This is a genomic window from Bifidobacterium sp. LH_491 (assembly GCF_056356495.1).
In genome coordinates, this window is record NZ_JBKEUI010000001.1 from 63,963 (window position 1) to 81,838 (window position 17,876).

The window sequence follows — 17,876 nt, forward strand, 5'->3', positions numbered from 1 at the left end:
TGTATCCTTCTTTTATCGATTTTGAAGACCAATGACGGTTGATGAATCGATGAGCCATATGAACAAAGGAGTTACCGATGGCCAAAGTATTGTTAGCTGGGGAATCGTGGATTTCCGCGACCACGGAGTATAAGGGTTTCGACCAGTTTACTAGTACAAAGATAGAGATCGGCTGCGAGCGTTTTTTAGAAGCTCTATCTGGCGCAGGACATGATGTCTGTCATCTTCGTGCGCATGATGTTCCAGAGCTTTTTCCTTGGACCATGGAAGAGCTTGACCGGTATGATGTCGTAATCCTATCCGACATTGGGAGTAACTCGTTGCTGCTGCCGGTGCCGGTGTTCGTGCAAGGGAAGCAAGCAGTGAATCGTTTGGATCTGCTGGGTGAATGGGTCAGGGGCGGCCATGGGTTATTTATGGCTGGAGGCTATTTATCTTTTGCCGGATTTGAGGGGAAGGCGCATTATCATGGTACGACGGTAGAGCGCGTGTTGCCTGTGCAGATTGCCCCATACGACGATCGGGTGGAAACGCCTCAGGGAGTCCAGGCACGATTGGTGAATGATCATCCTGTGATCGAGGGGTTAAGGGAGTTGTGCGTTGACAATACCCTTCCCCCGATACTGGGGTATCAGAAATTGTTGGCGGACGCTGGCAGTGACGTTTTATTGCAGGTCGACGACGACCCCATGCTGGTTGTGGGTACGTATGGTTCTGGGCGGACTGCTGCGTATGCTTCAGATATTTCTCCGCATTGGGCTCCCGAGTCTTTTATGGATTGGGAAGGGTACGGTCGCCTATTCGGAAATCTCGTCGCGTGGTTGGCGAAGGAGCGGTGATGATTACTGCTCGGCCATATTACGATGATGAGTTTTACGCAAATGGGTACAGGACTTGGTATCGAATCACGCCCGGAGCGCAGGGTTTGGAATCGGGGAAGGCTCCGCTGCTTTGCTTACATGGAGGTCCGGGTGCTGGGCATGACTATCTGCGGCCATATGCTGATTTAGCAAAGACCGGCAGAACAATTATTCATTATGATCAAGTGGGGTGTGGGAGGTCTTCCCATTTTCCTCGACGTGATGGGAGCTTCTTTACGGTCGGATTGTTTGTGGAACAATTGCATGCGTTGATTGAGCATTTGGGATTACGGGAATACCATCTTCTAGGACATTCTTGGGGTGGCATGCTTGCTGTGGAGCATGCGGTCGCGCGACCTGCGGGGCTGAAGTCCTTGATCATTGCGAGTGCGCCGCCATCCATCTCCGCCTGGATGAGGACGGCTCACGATCTATGGAAGCAGCAAAGTCCCGAACAGGAAATGGCCTTGAAGCGAGCTGAAGTCACTGGCGATTACGGTTCTCCGGAGTTTCAGCAGGCTAAAGATGAGTATTACCGTCTGCATTTAGGTGATTTCTGCGATAAGCCAGAGTGTCTCGCCGTGTCCGATGCGGAGTCAGAGCACGATGGGCATACCTATGAAATTATGTGGGGACCTTTCGAGTTCATGGTGACCGGTACTTTGCGGGACTGGAATCATGAGGGTGATTTATGGCGTATCAATGTGCCGACGTTGGTCATGGCAGGTGAGCATGATCAGGTAAATGAAGATACGGTCGGACCTTTCATGAAGTATATTCCCGAAGTGCAATCCCAATGGATTGAGCGCTCTTCGCATGTACCTCATTTAGAGAATCCACAGGCAACGATGCAAGTGGTTTCGCAATTTCTTATAGAACACGACTGATGATTCAAGGAGGTTTCATTATGTCGGATTTATCGCGGAAATCTGCTGATGATGGCGTTCAAGCTGCGTTGGAATCGCAGGGGTATAAACAGGAACTTCGACGTTCTTTGTCAACATCTGCCTTGGTGGTGTATGGTTTGGTTTTCATCGTGCCGATTGCGCCGATGTCGATTTTTGGCGTGGTGTTCAACCTTTCGCATGGAATGGTTGCGCTCACGTATATCATCGGTTTTGTTGCAATGCTATTTACTGCGATGTCGTATCGGATTATGGCTTGTACGATTCCGACGGCTGGTTCTGTGTACGCCTACGTTGGGAAGGGATTGGGTAAAAAGGCCGGGTTTTTGTCTGGTTGGATGATTCTCCTGGATTATTTGCTGTTTCCTACTTTGGCCTCCGTGCTTGGCGCAGTGGCGATGCATGCCATTGTTCCTCAGGTGCCGCAAATAGTATGGGTGCTCATTTACATAGCTCTTTCAACCGTGGCAAATTGTTTTGGCGTCCAATGGGCTGATAGCTTGGACAAGATCCTCTTGGTCTGTCAGCTTATAGTGTTTGTCTTGTTCACGTGGTTTGCAGTTTCTGCAGTAATACGCGGAGTAAATGGCGCTCATGTAACTGCGAGGCCGTTCTTTGATGCATCAAATTTCTCTCTGGATTTCGTGTTCACAGCTATCTCTGTAGCAGCGCTTAATTTTCTTGGATTCGATGCCATCTCGACTCTGTCCGAGGAGGCAAAAGGCGGCGGTCGTGCAGTGGGGCGAGCCATTATTATTTCGCTGGTACTGGTTATTTTCTGTTTTGTTGCGCTCACCGCACTTGCCACGTGGCTTGTTCCCGATGTGCAGAGTTTCGTTGGAGATAATCAGATTAATGAAGCATTCTTTAACATTGCCTATATGGTAGGAGGCACTCCGCTTAAGGTGGCTTGCGCGGCGGGTGTCTCTATTCTGTCGGCCGTAGGCAATGTGTTGACTTCGCAGGCAGCGGTATCCCGTGTGCTGTATAGCATGGGCAGGGACCACATGCTGCCAGGTGTTCTCGGTAAGGTTTCCTCGAAGTATCAGACTCCGTACGTTGCTATTTTGCTGGTAAGCGGTGTTGCTTTTGTGCTGGCTTGGATTTTTGTTGGTGACGTATCCATGATTTCATCATTGGTCAACGTTGGTGCCTTGGCATCGTTTGCTCTGTTGAATCTCTCAGTGGCGGTGCTGTTCCTCGTGAAGAAAAAGGAAAGGGGTTGGAAAGCTATAGTCACCAAGGGCGTGTTCCCAGGTATTGGCTTATTGGTCTTGGTGTACGTGTTGGCACACGCTCAGATGAATGCTCTCATTGTTGGCGTCCTTTGGCTGGTCGTGGGAGTTGCTGTGCTTGTTGCGCAACGCATGATGGGACGTAACGCAGAGCTCGAATTGTAGCTCATGCGTTGCCGGTGGAAGTAATAGGCGGGGGTTCCGAATTATCCGGTGCCCCCGCCTGTAAATTTTCTAGCGCAGCGGGCAACCTGCGCATACGAGGGATTCCGGGTCGGGCTGGCATCCGCCGGTGCCGCAGCCTGCCCGGGTGTCAAGCGATACTATGTCGAGCGTGCCGCGCTCGCGTGCCATGGTGACGATTTGCTCGACGAAATCTCGGGGAAGTCGGTACTTGTGAGCGCAATCGGCGACGGTGAGCCCGGCAAGCAGATCATGCACAATATGGTCGACGATTCCAATGCGGCGAAAGTCGCTCCCGCTCATAGCAGCCACCGCAATGCTTGGAAGGCGATAACGGCGAGCAGATAGGCGCAGATAAGACTCAGACCTACTGATTGCATGGCGACGCGAGTGCCGAATTGTCGCCGGAGCTCTGCGATCGTTGCCAGACAGGGTGTGTAGGCCAAAGTGAATAGCAGGAAAGCGATTGCCGCCGCCTTGCCGTGTCCGTTCGAAGCCTCATTGAATGACGAGCGAATTGCCGATCCGAGCATGCCTTCACCCTGTTGGCGCTCGCTTTGATTGTCGGTGTCGATGCTGTAGGACTGCGACATGGAGCCGACCACGACCTCTTTGGCTACGAATCCGGTGATGAGCGCGGCCGAAGCATGCCAATCGTCGAATCCTGCCGGAGCGAATACCGGTGCCACCGTATCGGCCACCACCCCATATACGGAATCGTGCACGTCGTCGACATGTCCGAAGCTGCCGGCATTCGCGGTGGCGGGGATGCCTTGCAGGACCCACAGTGCGATGATCGTGGTGATGATGATGGTGCTGGCGCCGCGCACAAAACCCCACAGGCGCGTGATAACGCTACGTACCAAGGTTATCACGCGTGGACGCTGGTAAGCGGGAAGACTCATCGCAAACGGCTCAGGTTTCAAGTCATGGAAGGCAAATCGTCGCAGAATCAAGCCGATAAGTAGGATGACCAACACGGACATGAGATACATGGCGAAGACCACCAGTCCGGCTTGGTTGCGGAAAAACGCGTAGGCGAGCACTACGTATACGGAAAGTCGCGCCGAGCATGAGGAGAAGGGGATCAGCATGCCGACGAGTACGCGCTGCCGGGAGTCGGGTAAGGTTCGGGTGGCCGCCAATGCAGGAAGATTGCAGCCGAAGCCGACGATAATGGGCAGGAATGCGCGGCCGTCAAGTCCTACTGATCGCATGGCACGGTCCATGACGAATGCGGCTCGTGCGAGATAGCCGGAATCTTCCAGAAGCGACAACAGTAAGAACATGATGCTCATTGGCGGAATGAATGTGGCGACGGTGATGAAGCCGTCTAAAATGGCATCGACCATCAGCCCGTGGAGCCAACTGTCCGTAGCGGTTGGGCCGAAGAGGTTGAAGATGATGTTGATGCCGCTGGTGCACCATCCGCGCACAGTGGTGTCAAACCATTCCTGTCCGGGGCCGGCCAGTGTGGTGGTCGCTTGGAACACGCCGAGCATGACAGCGAGGAATATGACGATACCCAATATGGGGTGGAGTAGAAGTCGATCGATGTAGTCAGAGATGGTGGCATGGTCGCGGCCTGCAAAATCGCAGTCGTCGATGATGCTGGCGGCCCAGGCGAATCGTTCGTCGGCACCGTCGTGCACCCATGCGTCGAGATCGGTGTGTTCCGGATCGTAGGGAGCGAGGCCGTGGGGCAGCGGTGTGCCGTCGAAACTTGCCTCGATTGCATCAAGCAAGCGTGCGCTGCCGCGTCCGGTGCGGCCGTCGACTTCCACTACGGGGATGCCGTCCAATGCTTGCGACAGGCGTTGCGGGTTGATGCCGGCACCTTCGGCTCGTGCCAGGTCATTCATGGTGAGCGCGACGACTGTGGGACGGCCGAGTTGCACGATCATGGCGAGGAAATATAGGGAACGGCTGATGTTGGTGGCGTCGACGACGGCGACGATGGCATCGGGACTCCTGCGGTTGCCGGTGCCGGTGAGCATGTTGACCGTGACGCGTTCGTCGGGGGATAGCGCCAGCAAGGAGTAGGTGCCGGGAGTGTCGACCACGTTCCACAGTTCGTTGCCGCGACGGTATCGGCCTTGTTCCAGTAGCACAGTTGTGCCGGGAGCGTTCATCACTTTGGCATGTGTGCCGAGAATGACGTTGAACAGCGAGGATTTGCCGACGTTGGGATTGCCCGCGAACGCGACGGTACGTGTCGGTCGGTTCGTGTTGCGGTGGGTATCGTGCTGCGAGCCCGACGGTGTGGTGCGTTTGAACACGGGTGATTTCGGCGCTGCTGACGCTGCAGGGTTGGTGCCATCAGTGTTGGTGTTGGGTGCGGTGTTGTTGGCGGCCGTATGTGTGGCACCTGGGTTCAGAGCGTTGTCGCCATGATCGGAGCAGCTGCATGCGCAACCGGATTCGGGGCATCGGGTGCGGCGGCTAGGCAGGAGAGCGGCGATGCCGCGTCGGCCGTGACAGGCGTGATGGTTGCTCATACGTCGATCCTTGTGTTTGTTGTGTTCGCTGGGTTCGCCGATTTCGTGGGTTTTTTGGTGTTGTACGTGGCGTTGTGTGAAGTGCTGCGAGAAGTGAGGCCTGCGTCTTGGCTGGGCGCGTGTGAGGTTTCCTGGTTGGCGTCAGATCCGGTGGGGCGTACTGGTGCCACAAAGATATGCGCCGCTGTGTCGCGGTCGAGGGCGATGCGAGCGGTGCCGCATGCCAGGACGCGTCCGCCGAATCCGGTTCGTTGTACGACGCGCACGGTCATGCCTGGACGTATGCCCAGTTCCGCTAGGCGAAAGGCGTGGCGGTCGTCGAGCGCGATGTCGGTAACGACCATGTGCTCATGCCGTTTTGCCGTGGATACGGTGATGTTGCGCTCGGTGGCTTGGTGTCCGACTGCTGGGCGGTGTGTTGGTCCGGTTGCTGTGCCGTCTGCCGTGCCGCCTGTCATGCCAGGCGGCATGCTGTCTGCGGTGCTGGCTCGTTCGCCGATTGGCGCGGCGCTTGTCTGCGATGACGCGATGCGCCGCTGGTATGCGTCATATTCAGTCATAATGCTGTTATTTGTAGCTGAATGATCGTCAATATACAAGAGTTTTGGAGAATTTTGTTCGAATTTTATCGTTTTGTGGAACATTGTCCGTATTCGTGGGCGTTATCACGCTCCTGGCCGCTCCTGTAGTGCGTCACCATGTTGCGAGCGTTCGTATGGTGTCTATGCCGTTGTTGCGGTATACATAATTGTTCCTTTTTGAGAATAGTTTTGTATATTCACGACTGGAGTTCTTAACGGAAGTCATGCTAAAAATGTGTGCAATACCAATGTTCGAGACCGTCACGAGTGAATCATGTATGCTGCTCTCGGCGCCAGTCACAGGCGGCAAGCGGTACTTCTGCTCGTCTCAGCTTTTGCCACAATGGTTCTCTGGCGATCACGTCGGCGAATGAAAACCGAACAACCTTATCCACGATTAGCCGGAGTTGATCCTCTCGGTATTTCTCATTGAGCAGTGTTTGTCGAAGATCGCCGTTGTGCAGCATGTGGTCGTCGGCGTATTTCACCTTGCCATCCAGCTCTCCAACAATGATTTTCCCCTGTGCCGATGTCCACAGAAAATCAACGCGATACTTTCGGGTGGGATCAGTGGGATTGGTAACGGTTTGTTGCAACTGTGGAAGTGCAAAACCGAGCTCTATCATCACGCCGTAGGCGAATGATTCACCCCCGTTGTCGGTTTTCCCTGTAGCGTAGTGCAACGCTTGGTCGAATTGGGCTTTGCCGTATCCTCGGAAGGCTGTTGCGGCCTGCATCAATTTTGGGAGCGTTGTCGTTCCGTGTCGCAATGCTGCGTCTGCTACTGCCAGTCCTTCGGGAAATGAATAATGTCTGGCGCAGTCAAACACTGTTCTTTCCAGGGAAGTTACGCGGACCCCGTCGAGTTTGACGGCCTTGATGTCTGTGGCGGCGCGACGCCGGCACGACGGGGTGCTGCGTATGTGCGATTTTGACGAAGTGGCTACTTCGATGGTCTGCAAGCGTCGTCCGATGCCGTCGAGCCCGTGCATTACTGCTGCGGATGCGTGGGTGAAAATCCAAGTCGGATGATTCTTGGATAGTGTGCGCAAAACTATGCGACAGCGTTCCGTATAGTCGTGTGACATCCACCATTGTCGCCGGGCATACAGGCCACGATAAGGTTCCACGACCTCTCCCTCGAGCATGCGCGCACGGAGCGAACGTCGCAGGCTTTCATTGTCTGGGTGGATGCATAAACGCGCGGATTCCGCAGACGCCAGTTTCTGTTCCAAAGCTGCAAATCGTCTCATGACGTGCACTATAGAGGGGTTGGGCTTGGGAGCGTGGCGCGGAGGGCATGTGTGGTCGAAAGCTAGGGGTGGCGTGTTGGGTGTGTGGTGGGGGCGGGGCGTCGGGAGTGCGTCATGGTTGGTTGGGGAAGCGTCGGGGCGTGCCTGGCATGTTTCGGCCGGCGGTATTTGCATGTTGCGGGCGCGTGTCGGCGCTCGCGGTCCGCAGCGCGTTGGGCTTGGCTCCTGTGTTGTCTGGAATTGTGCTTTTACCCTATCGGGGTGCCCCGCTGGCGCATAATCTATCGTCTTCTCCACCTGAAATTGTGCATTTACGCCATCGGAATGTCCCGTCAGCGCATAATGCATCGTCCGCTTCCCCGAAATTGTGCTTTTACCCCATCGGAATGGCCTGAATTCTGTGCTTTTTCCAACTCTAACTATCAAATTGTGCTTTTCCGACATCCGTAGGTGTGGTTTTGGGCCGCTACGGGTGATGTAGATGCACATTTCTCTAAGTTGAGTGATGTATATGCACACAAAATAGCCGCTATGAGTGGGGTAGTAGCACATTTTCTAAAAAGATTCGCATGGACTCTGGCTTATATGTAGGTAAATGCACATTTTTTGCTGTATGAGTGATGTGGATGCACATTTGTAGGGGGATGTATGCCCAGTCGCCGCGTTCTGTTTGCTGGCCTGCTGTTTGCTGGCCGCTTTTTAGTGGCGGGCTGTGGTGATCGGCTGGGGCTGCAGCAATTGGCTTTTGGTGGCTGGCTGGCGGCAGTTCGCCCCCGCCATTAGTCCTCCGTAAACCTGGCCCAAGCCCGCACTGCCCAAGCCCGCCCTGTCCAAGCCCGCCCTGTCCAAGCCCGCACTGCCCAAACCCGCCCAATTGCCACCCTCCGCGCGATGTAATTCGTATTTGGTGATACCTCGGACTAATATCGAACGGGTTCGAGACGGGGTGTGCCATAACATACCCGTTGTCAGCAATCACATGCAAGGAGGAACCGTGAAGAACAAGGTGCAGCTCATCACATACGCTGACCGCCTCGGTGCCGGCACGCTGAAGTCCCTGACGGACATGCTGCGCACCCGCTTCGACGGTGTGTACGATGGCGTTCACATTCTGCCGTTCTTTACCCCGTTCGACGGAGCGGACGCAGGATTCGATCCCATTGACCACACGACCGTCGACCCGCGACTGGGCGATTGGAACGACGTTGCGGAACTTTCCCGCACGCATGGCATCATGGTCGACGCCATCGTCAACCACATGAGCTGGGAGTCCGAACAATTCCAAGACGTTCTCGCCAAGGGCGAAGCTTCGGAACATTACCCGATGTTCCTTACGATGAGCTCCGTATTTCCCGAAGGCGCCACGGAAGAGGACCTCGCCGGCATTTACCGCCCGCGCCCGGGTCTGCCGTTCACGCACTACAATTTCGGCGGCACCACGCGTCTGGTATGGACGACGTTCACTCCGCAGCAAGTGGACATCGACACCGATTCCGATGCTGGCTGGGCATATCTGATGTCGATTTTCGACCAGATGGCCGCTTCGCACGTCAGCTATATTCGTCTCGACGCCGTCGGGTATGGGGCCAAAGATGCCAACAGCAGTTGTTTCATGACCCCCAAGACGTTCCAACTCATCAGCCGTTTGCGCGAAGAGGGCGTCAAGCGTGGCCTGGAAATCCTCATCGAAGTGCATTCCTATTACAAGAAGCAGGTGGAAATCGCTTCCAAGGTGGATCGTGTCTACGATTTCGCGCTGCCGCCGCTGCTGTTGCACTCCCTGTTCACCGGCGATGTGCAGGCGCTTGCCAAGTGGACGCAGCTGCGTCCGAACAACGCCGTCACCGTGCTGGATACGCACGATGGCATCGGCGTGATCGACATCGGCTCCGATCAGCTCGATCGCAGTCTCAAGGGGCTTATTCCCGATGAAGATGTCGATAATCTCGTCAACACCATTCACGCCAACACCAATGGTGAATCGCAGGCGGCAACCGGTGCGGCGGCCTCCAATTTGGATCTATACCAGGTCAACAGCACGTACTATTCGGCATTGGGTTGCAATGACCAGCATTATCTTGCCGCCCGCGCCGTGCAGTTCTTCCTGCCGGGCGTCCCGCAGGTGTATTATGTGGGCGCGCTTGCCGGCGTGAACGACATGGAGTTGCTGCATCGCACCAATGTCGGCCGCGACATCAACCGCCATTATTACTCGGTGGAAGACGTCGATGCGCAGCTGCGGCGTCCGGTGGTGCAGGCACTCAACGCGTTGTGCCGCTTGCGCAATGGCCTTGATGCGTTCGACGGTGAGTTCTCCTACGCCGTGGAAGGCGAGACGATTCGTTTCTCGTGGCAGGGTGAGCGCACCAGTGCGACGCTCGCGTTTACGCCTTGCGCCGGCTTGGGCGTCCAGAACACCACGCCGGTCGCGGTGCTTGCATGGACCGATGAGCGCGGCAGCCATGAGACGCATGATTTGCTGAACAATCCGCCTGTGGTGGAATAAGACGCTGATGCCGCACGGAGCTGGATGAAAAGCTTCGTGCGGCATTGCTATGAGTGAATACACCTTCTGTGATCAGTGTAAGAGAGGAACTATGGCACAGAAAATAACCTCGACGGAGGACGAGCAGGAAACGAGCTTGCATGATCCGTCCATTGTGAATGCGGGAGTCCAGGTGGCACGCATGTCGGAAAATCCAATTGCGACTGCGGAAGATCCCGACCCGCAGTCGGCGTTCATGGATTTGCGTGACCCGATGATGGCCGGCAATGGTACGCGGCCTTCGGTACGCGATGTGGTGCGGCTGACCGTTGGTTTCACGGTGAGTCTTATCGTCACCGGCATTGTGTGGACGGCGTTGTCGTCGATTCTGGTCCCGCAGCTGGTCGATCAGATTGCTCCGGGCGAGCGTGCGGCGTTTATCGGTTTGATCAACGGCGTGGGCTCGGTGGTGGCGCTGGTCGCCAACATTATGTTTGGTACGTTTTCTGATTTGACTCGTTCGCGGTTCGGTAAACGTACGTTGTGGATTGCCAGCGGCGGCGTATTGTGCGGTTTGTGCGTGTTCGGCCTGACATTCACCAAGTCGTTGCCGGTGATTTTGCTCTTGTGGTGCGGCATGCAGTTGTTCTATAACTGGATGAACGCGCCGTTTGTGGCGACAATGTCTGATCGTGTGCCGGATAAGTTCCGCGGTACGGTATCGTCATTCATGGGTGGCGGCGGCGTGTTGGGCCAGACCGCCGGTGCCTTGGTTGGTTCGCTGCTGATCAACAATATTTCGCTGGGTTTCTGCTACGGCGCGTTGGGCTTCGGCTTGATCGGCATCATTGTGGTCGGTATTTGGCCGCGTGAGCCTTCGAACGTGGATGAGGCGCGTGAGCCGTTGAGTCTGCGCATGGTGCTGCGTGCGTTCGTGCCGCCATTTGGCAAGAGCGCCCATAACTTCTACTACGCGCTGTTCGGGCGAATGATGATGGTGGCCGGTTATCAGATGATTACTGGCTATCAGTTATACATCATCAAGTACTACACGCTTGGTGACAAGGGATTGAGCGCGAAGGAGCTGTCGGTGCAGGCAGCGTCCATTATTGCAGTCATGTCGGTAATCACTATGGTGGTGTCGCTGATTGCTGCGGTGGTTTCCGGGCCTATCGCCGACCATTTGCATATGCGCAAGGTTCCGGTTGCGTTGTCAAGCTGCTTGTTCGCAGTGGGTGCGGCCATGCCGTGGATTTTCCACAATGCATTTGGTATGTACTTGTTTGCCGCCATCGCTGGTTTCGGATATGGCGTGTATAACGCGATTGATCAGGCGCTCAATATTTCGATTCTGCCGAATCCCAAGGAGGCCGGTAAGGATTTGGGTATTTTGAATATGGCGAATACGCTGAGTTCGGTGATTGGCTCTGCGTTGGCGTCTGCCGTCGTGATGTTTACCAATAACTACATGTATGTGTTCCCGGTGTGCATTCTTGTGGTGTTGCTTGCGGCGGTTTTGATTATGAAGATTCGTGATATTCGTTAATGCGTGATGCGGTGTCTGTGTGCCTTTTCCCGCTGATAGGGTCGCCGTTCGCGTGTTGGCGGCGTGGCCGTGGGCCGCGGCCGCGATGTGATGCGTGGCCTGCGTATTGGCATATCGCTGTGTGAGTTGGCGTGTCTCATGAATTGGCGCGGTCTGCATGTGCGGGCCGCGCTTTTTCATATGCGGAAGTGTGGCGACGCTGGGGTTGCGGTGTTTGTGTGCCTTTCCCGCTTGTGAGTCGCCGCCTGCGTTTCCCGTTTCGCTTGCTGTCCGTGTTCCCCGTTTCGCTTGCTGTCCGCTGCCCTTCGTCTCCGTTTCGGTAGGTCGCACGTCCGCGCTCTGAACTGCGCCCGGTATCTCCGTCTGGAAGCGTGCCGTTACCCCACTGATGCGGTTGCTGCCTGTGCTTCCCGTTTGAAAACTGTGCCTTTTCCCGCTGATAGGGACGCCGCCAGAGTTCTCCTATTTGGAAAGTGTGTGTTTACGCCACTGGTGGGTGGTGTTGTGTGTGTTTATGACACTCTGGAATGGAAGGTGTGTGTTTTCCACACTCGTGGAGCCCTGAAACCGAATGTACGGATGGTGGAAACATACATTTTCGTCTTCGGGGTCGGAGGAGGCGCGGTTTTTCGCCCCTATCGGTGCTGGAAACACACACTTTTGCGCGGGGCTGTGGTTGGGGGCAGTAGATGCGAGGTTGGCTGGATGCGAGGTTAGCTGGGTATGAGGTTGGGCGGGTTGGTGCACATGCGTTTCGGCCAACCCAGCCCCGCCCCGAACCCTGCTGGGCGTAGCATTACAACAGTTCTCCGTATCGCCGCACGTAGAGTGCTTTGGCGATGGTGGACAGTGTCAGATAGGCGATGACCGTGAGCGCAAGTGCGCCGAAGAACGGCAGCGGCACGGCTGCCAGGTCGAGGCCTGCTCCGAGCGGTGTGAATGGCAGTGCGGTGAGGGCAATGATGCCGAGCAGTCCCACCAGTGATGTGGGCAGGCTGGCGCGGCTGCCGATGAAAGGCAGACGCTGCGAGCGGAGCATGTGGATCACCAGTGTTTGCGTCCACATGGATTCGATGAACCAGCCGGCCTGGAACGTGGCGATGAAGACGGCGCGCTGTGCGGGGGCGTGCAGCTGGTCCCAGCCGAGGCCACCGGTAGCCATGGGGCAGATGACGAAGAACATCAGCGCATAGGTGGTCAGGTCGAACAGTGAGCTTACGGGGCCGAACCAGGTCATGAACCGCGGCAGCGAAGCGGCGGTCCACGGGCGTGGCTTGCGCAAATAATCGCTGTCCACGTTGTCCCACGGCAATGACGTGCAGGTGATGTCATACGCCAGATTCAGGGTGAGCAGTTGCACGGCGCTCATGGGCAGGAACGGCAGTGCGATACTGGCTACCACCACGGAAAGCATGTTCCCGAAGTTCGACGAGGCGGTGACTTTGATGTATTTCATCATGTTCGCGTAGATACGGCGGCCTTCGATAATGCCGTGTTCCAACACCATGAGATCTTTGTGCAGGAGAATGATGTCCGCGGTTTCCTTGGCGATGTCCACAGCGGTGTCAACGGAAATGCCAACGTCGCTAGCGTGCATGGCCGGTGCGTCGTTGATGCCGTCGCCCATGAAGCCGACGGTGTGACCTCCGTCGCGCAGCGCCCGCACAACCCGGGCTTTGTGCGCGGGGGAAAGCTTGGCGAAGATGCTGGCGTTGCGAGCGGCTTGGGTGAGCTGTTCGTCATCCATATGGTCAATGTCCGCGCCGAGCAGCACGCCGTCGTCGCCGAGTCCGACTTCGCGGCACACCGCCCGCGCCACGGCCTCATTGTCGCCGGTGAGTACTTTGACATCTACGCCGTCATCGCGAAGCGCGCTGATTGCCTGTGGAGCGGATGCCTTCGGCGGATCGAGGAACGCAAGATAGCCGATAAGCACCATATTGGATTCGTCGACGCATGAATATGACATCGTGTCGTTCGACGTATGTTCCAATCGCTTATGAGCCACGCCGATAACGCGCAAACCGTGTGTGTTCAACTGGGTCACGCGCTCGCGAACCTGCTCGGCGAGGGCGTCATTTATGGCAAGTACGGCATCGCCGATTTGCACATGGCTGCACGCAGTGAGCATTTCCTCCACGGCACCTTTGGTGATGAGCTGGCGTTTGCCGGCATTGTCTTGCACGACTACGCTCATGCGGCGTCGTGTGAAGTCAAAAGGAATCTCATCGATTTTGTGGTATCGGGTGTCGATGTCGCGCAGCTGCGGATCGTTGGTGGAGTGCTGCAGGGTGCGAGTGCGTTCGATAATGGCTGCATCGATGAGATTGCGCAGTCCGGTTTGATGGTAACTGTTGAGGAACGCGTGGCGAAGCACGCGAGTGTCCTCGCGTCCGGTGACGTCGAGGTGGCGTTCCAGAACGACGTGGTCTTCGGTGAGCGTGCCGGTTTTGTCGGTGCACAAAATATCGATAGATCCGAGGTCCTGCATGGCGTTGAGATTTTTGACAATGACCTGCTTGCGCGACATGGACACGGCACCTTTGGCCAGGCATGTGGTGACGATCATGGGTAGCATTTCGGGGGTCAGGCCCACGGCGACGCTGATGGCGAACATGAGCGCATCGAACCAGTTGCCTTTGGTCAGGCCGTTGATGAGCAGGATGATGGGCGCCATGACAAGCATGAATCGCACCAGTGTCATGGAGGCGGCTCCTACGCCTTTGTCGAAGCTGGTGCGGGTGGCCCGCGCGCTTTGCACGGTGGCTGCGATATCGCCGAACATGGCGTTGCTTCCGACGGCGATGACTATGCCGATGGCGCTGCCGGAGACCACGTTGGTGCCCATGAATGCCATGTTGGTGTAATCTGAGGGGCCGCAGTCGGCCGGGTTGGTCAGCGGTGCTGCGGTTTTTTCAGAGGGTTCGCTTTCGCCGGTGAGGGTTGCCTGATTGATGAATAGGTCGTTGGCCTCCACTATGCGCAGGTCGGCGGGCACCATGTCTCCGGCGGCGAGCTGCACTACATCGCCCACCACGACGTCGTCGAAGGCAACGTCCATGTCGCGCCCGTCGCGGCGAACTTGGCATGTGGTGGAAATCATGGCGTGCAGCCGTTCTGCGGCGTTGCCGCTTTTGGTTTCCTGCACGATACGCAGCGTGCCGCTGATGGCGACCATGGTCAGGATGATGATCATGGTGGTGGGGTCGGGGCGTGCGTCGAGCTGTGCGATTACGTCGGTGTAGCAGGTGATGGCGGCGAGCGTGAGCAGGATCAGGGTGAAGGGGTTGATGAATGCTTGGCGCAGCCGGGTGGGCCAGGAGGTGGTGCGCCTCCGTTCGATGATGTTGCTGCCGTGTCGTTCGGCGGATTGTGCGACAGCTTCGGCGGTGAGTCCGTTTGATGAGCTGTGTGTGGCGGCGTAGACGCGCTCTGCGGTCATGGTGGACAGGTCGCTGAGGCGCAGGCTTTCGGTTGATGCTGCCGGTGTGGTGATTGGCGTAACCGTTGCAGTAGCTGCTGCGGTTACGGTTGACGTGATGTTGGTATTGTCGTTGATGGGCGATGTGGTGTGCCGCTGGGTAATCATGCGCAGGGTCATGGGTTGGCCTGCCTTCCCTTGTTGTATTTCCATAGTGGACGTATCGGATATGCCGGCATAGCGGCATGGCGGTATGCATGTGCCGTATGCGTGGTTGTGTTGGCGTGTGAGCAACGATATGCCGGAGTGCTGTGTGGGCGACCGCAGTAACGGTGCGCATGGCGACTCGGTCTTGCCGGTTTGCTGCTGTATGGCGTGGATTGCGCCATGCATGGTAGCTCCGTTCACCGGCATCAAGTGTTGACTGCCGGTGAACGCAGGACGTGGCCTGTGCTTCATGCAAAGTTGCGGCTAGCGCTGATGGCGTGCGCCTGTCGGGGTGTCACACGGTTTATTGTCGTCGGCGTTGTCGGCGGTGCATAAGTCCGCTCCGGTACTGGAACTGCTATCCATGTGTTCACCTCCTTGCGCGTGTGAGGCCTCGGCCTCGTAGAAATTAGGCACTTTATCGATAAGTGCATTGCGAACTCGTCTACCATACCCGTTGCCGACGCATATGCCAAACTGGCATGTCGCAGTGTGGGCGCAACTATGGAAAACGTGCGTTGCGCTACCGGCAAAGGGGGGCTTATGTGCGATAGCGTGGGGGTAAAGAGTATGTGAGCAAGGAGGAGTTGGCTATGGACCCGGAACGAATGGAACCGCAGTCACTGCGGGGCGAGGCTGCGCAAATCGAGGTTGCGCGTGCCGAGCGCAATCACGGCGATGATAGCTCCACCGCTCGCCGTTTGCCGCTGATCACCCGTATATACGGGGGATTGGTATTGTTGGACGGCTTGCTCACCCTGCCCCAAGTGGTGATGGCCGCGCTGTTGGCAATCCGCGAATGGCGGCGAGGCAACACGCACGTCGACGCGCTTGACCTGACCACCATATTGAGCATCATCCAAGCTGGGCTGCTCATCGTGAACGCCGCTGCGCTCATCGTGTTTGGCGTTTTTCTCTTACGCAACTGCCGTCGATATGCGGCTCGCTGGGCCTACCTACTCATGCCGCTTACCCTTGCTGAAGGTATGTTGTCGCTGGCGCTGCGTGGATTGGGGCTCAACCTGGTGCCGCCGTTGATACAGTTGGTCATTCTGGTTGCGCTGTCCATCACGCTCGACCCCGCGCTGCTCGAGGAACGCCGCTTGCAGCGCGCCCTTAAGCGCATGGACGAACGCGACATCTACGAAGATGAACTCTCCCGCGGCATGGTCGGGCGCGACCCCAGCGGCAAAGGGTACATCGCTCTCGATTTCTTCAACATTTTCTGGTTGTTCATGGTTGGTTCCGTATTTGGGCTCATCATCGAGACGATTTACCATTTTGCGATTTTCGGCGAATATCAGGACCGTGCGGGAATCCTATGGGGGCCGTTCTCCCCCATCTATGGCTGTGGGGCGGTGATTCTTACGGTGTGCCTGAACCGTCTGTGGAGGGCTCATCCGCTGCTGATTTTCTGCACGAGCGCGGTGATTGGCGGCGCATTCGAATATGCGGTGAGCTGGTTCATGGAGGTGGCATTCGGCATTACCGCTTGGGATTACACGGGGCAATGGTTGTCGATTGACGGCCGCACATCGGGTAAATACATGTTCTTCTGGGGTCTGCTTGGGTTGCTGTGGATCAAGCTTATGCTGCCGAAGCTGTTGGCATTGATTAATTTGATTCCTTGGAAGATTCGCTATTCGGTAACCGCGGTGGTGCTGGTATTTATGTTGGTGAACGCGACGATGACGTTAATGGCGTTGGATTGCTGGTATGGCAGGGTTGCCGGCACGGCCCAAGATTCACCGGTGGCGCAGTTCTTTGCCAAGCATTTCGATAACGAATTCATGCAACATCGTTTCCAGACCATGCATCTTGACCCGTCGAAGGCTGGTCGAGTGTAGGTGGGGTTTGCTTGGTTCGCGCAGGTGCTGACCGGCGTTGCCAATAGGTGGGGCGGCTTGTTTCATATGCGGGCCGCCCCCTTTACGTTATGGTATTTTCGTGGCGCTCGCTAGGCGAACCGTTGCTAGTCGTCTACGTTAAACCGTAGTTCGAGTTGGTTCTCTGCTTGGTCGATGGTGTGTTCGATGTTGGAGAGTTCTTGATCGAGCTTCCAGAACGTGTCTCGGTCGATGGTTCCGGCGCGTGAGGCTTGTTCCACTCTGTCTTCGAGTAGGTCTTGTTCTCTGTCGAGCGCGTCGAGCGGAGCTTTGGCGGTGACGTATCCGTTGATGCGGTCGGTGATGGATTGGGGGACTGTTGTGGCGAGGGCAGTATTCACCGCTTCTTTGGTACGGTTGCTGAGGTCGTCGATGCTGGTGCTCAGACTGGCGGCGTCCGTGCCGGTGCTGCCGCTGTTGTTTCCGGAGTTTGTGCCGGCGTCGGAGCCGCTCGAGGTTCCGTTCCCGTTTGCGTTGCTGTTGGAGTCCTGTTGTTTGAGGGCGTCGATATCTTGTTGCATGCTGTTCAGCTGCGCGAGGATTTTGTCATCTGATGAGCTGGAGAACGGTGAACATGCGGTGAGTGCGCCGATGGCGAGGGTTGCGCCGAGTGCGGCAGCTGCCAGGCGGATGCCGGTTGATGATGTTGAATATTTCATGAATCTAGCGTAGCGAATAATGCGACGGCTTCACCTATATATCGCATACTATATGTGACATCTTCACAAGATTAGTCAATGCCTGAATGCCGCTCAGTAAAGGATGACAAGAGTCGGGCGTCCGCGCAAAGTGTAAGAAACGCAAGGAGAAGATGAG

At 56.4% G+C, this 17,876-nt stretch carries 13 protein-coding genes; 7 read left to right on the plus strand and 6 right to left on the minus strand.

Annotated features, from left to right (window positions below):
* Positions 1-77: 77 nt before the first annotated feature.
* From AC1AWK_RS00245 to AC1AWK_RS00255, 3 genes are read left to right on the plus strand one after another with little or no spacing between them, the layout of a single operon-like run.
* Positions 78-839 carry a glutamine amidotransferase gene (locus tag AC1AWK_RS00245; protein ID WP_476567325.1) on the plus strand — a complete coding sequence of 254 codons (762 nt, stop codon included), beginning with the start codon at positions 78-80 and terminating at the stop codon, positions 837-839.
* Positions 839-1,747, plus strand: a complete 909-nt coding sequence (locus AC1AWK_RS00250; RefSeq protein WP_476567326.1) for a proline iminopeptidase-family hydrolase — start codon at positions 839-841, stop codon at positions 1,745-1,747. The genes AC1AWK_RS00245 and AC1AWK_RS00250 overlap by 1 nt, the downstream gene beginning before the upstream one ends.
* A gap of 20 nt (positions 1,748-1,767) precedes the next feature.
* Entirely contained in the window at positions 1,768-3,165 is a 1,398-nt protein-coding gene (locus AC1AWK_RS00255; protein ID WP_476567327.1) for an APC family permease, read from the plus strand.
* Positions 3,166-3,234: 69 nt separating this feature from the next.
* On the opposite strand, the gene AC1AWK_RS00260 is transcribed toward AC1AWK_RS00255, so the two are convergent.
* Positions 3,235-3,486 carry a peptidase M20 gene (locus tag AC1AWK_RS00260; protein WP_476567328.1) on the minus strand — a complete coding sequence of 84 codons (252 nt, stop codon included), beginning with the start codon at positions 3,484-3,486 and terminating at the stop codon, positions 3,235-3,237.
* Complete coding sequence (gene feoB / locus AC1AWK_RS00265; RefSeq protein WP_476569482.1) at positions 3,483-5,351, minus strand: ferrous iron transport protein B; 1,869 nt, start codon at positions 5,349-5,351, stop codon at positions 3,483-3,485. The genes AC1AWK_RS00260 and feoB overlap by 4 nt, the downstream gene beginning before the upstream one ends.
* On the opposite strand from feoB, the gene AC1AWK_RS00270 reads away from it, so the two are divergent.
* Complete coding sequence (locus tag AC1AWK_RS00270; protein WP_476569708.1) at positions 5,338-5,577, plus strand: hypothetical protein; 240 nt, start codon at positions 5,338-5,340, stop codon at positions 5,575-5,577. The genes feoB and AC1AWK_RS00270 overlap by 14 nt on opposite strands.
* Before the next feature lie 100 nt (positions 5,578-5,677).
* On the opposite strand, the gene AC1AWK_RS00275 is transcribed toward AC1AWK_RS00270, so the two are convergent.
* Both AC1AWK_RS00275 and AC1AWK_RS00280 read right to left on the minus strand, forming a co-directional pair.
* Complete coding sequence (locus AC1AWK_RS00275; RefSeq protein ID WP_476567329.1) at positions 5,678-6,325, minus strand: FeoA family protein; 648 nt, start codon at positions 6,323-6,325, stop codon at positions 5,678-5,680.
* Positions 6,326-6,534: 209 nt separating this feature from the next.
* Positions 6,535-7,515, minus strand: coding sequence for a type IV toxin-antitoxin system AbiEi family antitoxin domain-containing protein (locus AC1AWK_RS00280; protein WP_476567330.1), 981 nt, complete (start codon positions 7,513-7,515; stop codon positions 6,535-6,537).
* Positions 7,516-8,509: 994 nt separating this feature from the next.
* Between AC1AWK_RS00280 and gtfA the strand changes: the two genes are divergently transcribed.
* Together gtfA and AC1AWK_RS00290 are read left to right on the plus strand one after the other, a co-directional pair.
* Entirely contained in the window at positions 8,510-10,021 is a 1,512-nt protein-coding gene (gene gtfA / locus AC1AWK_RS00285) for a sucrose phosphorylase (protein ID WP_476567331.1), read from the plus strand.
* Positions 10,022-10,112: 91 nt separating this feature from the next.
* On the plus strand, positions 10,113-11,546 hold the full coding sequence (locus AC1AWK_RS00290) for an MFS transporter (RefSeq protein ID WP_476567332.1): 1,434 nt from the start codon (positions 10,113-10,115) through the stop codon (positions 11,544-11,546).
* Positions 11,547-12,342: 796 nt separating this feature from the next.
* On the opposite strand, the gene mgtA is transcribed toward AC1AWK_RS00290, so the two are convergent.
* Positions 12,343-15,147, minus strand: coding sequence for a magnesium-translocating P-type ATPase (gene mgtA / locus AC1AWK_RS00295; RefSeq protein WP_476567333.1), 2,805 nt, complete (start codon positions 15,145-15,147; stop codon positions 12,343-12,345).
* A 620-nt stretch (positions 15,148-15,767) separates the two neighbouring features.
* On the opposite strand from mgtA, the gene AC1AWK_RS00300 reads away from it, so the two are divergent.
* On the plus strand, positions 15,768-17,021 hold the full coding sequence (locus AC1AWK_RS00300) for a putative ABC transporter permease (protein WP_476567334.1): 1,254 nt from the start codon (positions 15,768-15,770) through the stop codon (positions 17,019-17,021).
* 125 nt (positions 17,022-17,146) lie between these two features.
* Here the strand turns inward: AC1AWK_RS00300 and AC1AWK_RS00305 are convergent, their stop codons facing one another.
* A complete protein-coding gene (locus AC1AWK_RS00305; protein ID WP_476567335.1) occupies positions 17,147-17,719 on the minus strand; it encodes a hypothetical protein in 573 nt (190 codons plus the stop codon).
* Positions 17,720-17,876 lie beyond the last annotated feature (157 nt).

Coding starts and splice junctions, on each gene's coding strand:
- AC1AWK_RS00245 (WP_476567325.1), top strand. CDS start 78: ATGGCCAAAGTATTGTTAGCTGGGGAATCGTGGATTTCCGCGACCACG.
- AC1AWK_RS00250 (WP_476567326.1), top strand. CDS start 839: ATGATTACTGCTCGGCCATATTACGATGATGAGTTTTACGCAAATGGG.
- AC1AWK_RS00255 (WP_476567327.1), top strand. CDS start 1,768: ATGTCGGATTTATCGCGGAAATCTGCTGATGATGGCGTTCAAGCTGCG.
- AC1AWK_RS00260 (WP_476567328.1), bottom strand. CDS start 3,486: ATGAGCGGGAGCGACTTTCGCCGCATTGGAATCGTCGACCATATTGTG.
- AC1AWK_RS00270 (WP_476569708.1), top strand. CDS start 5,338: ATGACGTTGAACAGCGAGGATTTGCCGACGTTGGGATTGCCCGCGAAC.
- AC1AWK_RS00275 (WP_476567329.1), bottom strand. CDS start 6,325: ATGTTCCACAAAACGATAAAATTCGAACAAAATTCTCCAAAACTCTTG.
- AC1AWK_RS00280 (WP_476567330.1), bottom strand. CDS start 7,515: ATGAGACGATTTGCAGCTTTGGAACAGAAACTGGCGTCTGCGGAATCC.
- AC1AWK_RS00290 (WP_476567332.1), top strand. CDS start 10,113: ATGGCACAGAAAATAACCTCGACGGAGGACGAGCAGGAAACGAGCTTG.
- mgtA (WP_476567333.1), bottom strand. CDS start 15,147: ATGACCCTGCGCATGATTACCCAGCGGCACACCACATCGCCCATCAAC.
- AC1AWK_RS00300 (WP_476567334.1), top strand. CDS start 15,768: ATGGACCCGGAACGAATGGAACCGCAGTCACTGCGGGGCGAGGCTGCG.
- AC1AWK_RS00305 (WP_476567335.1), bottom strand. CDS start 17,719: ATGAAATATTCAACATCATCAACCGGCATCCGCCTGGCAGCTGCCGCA.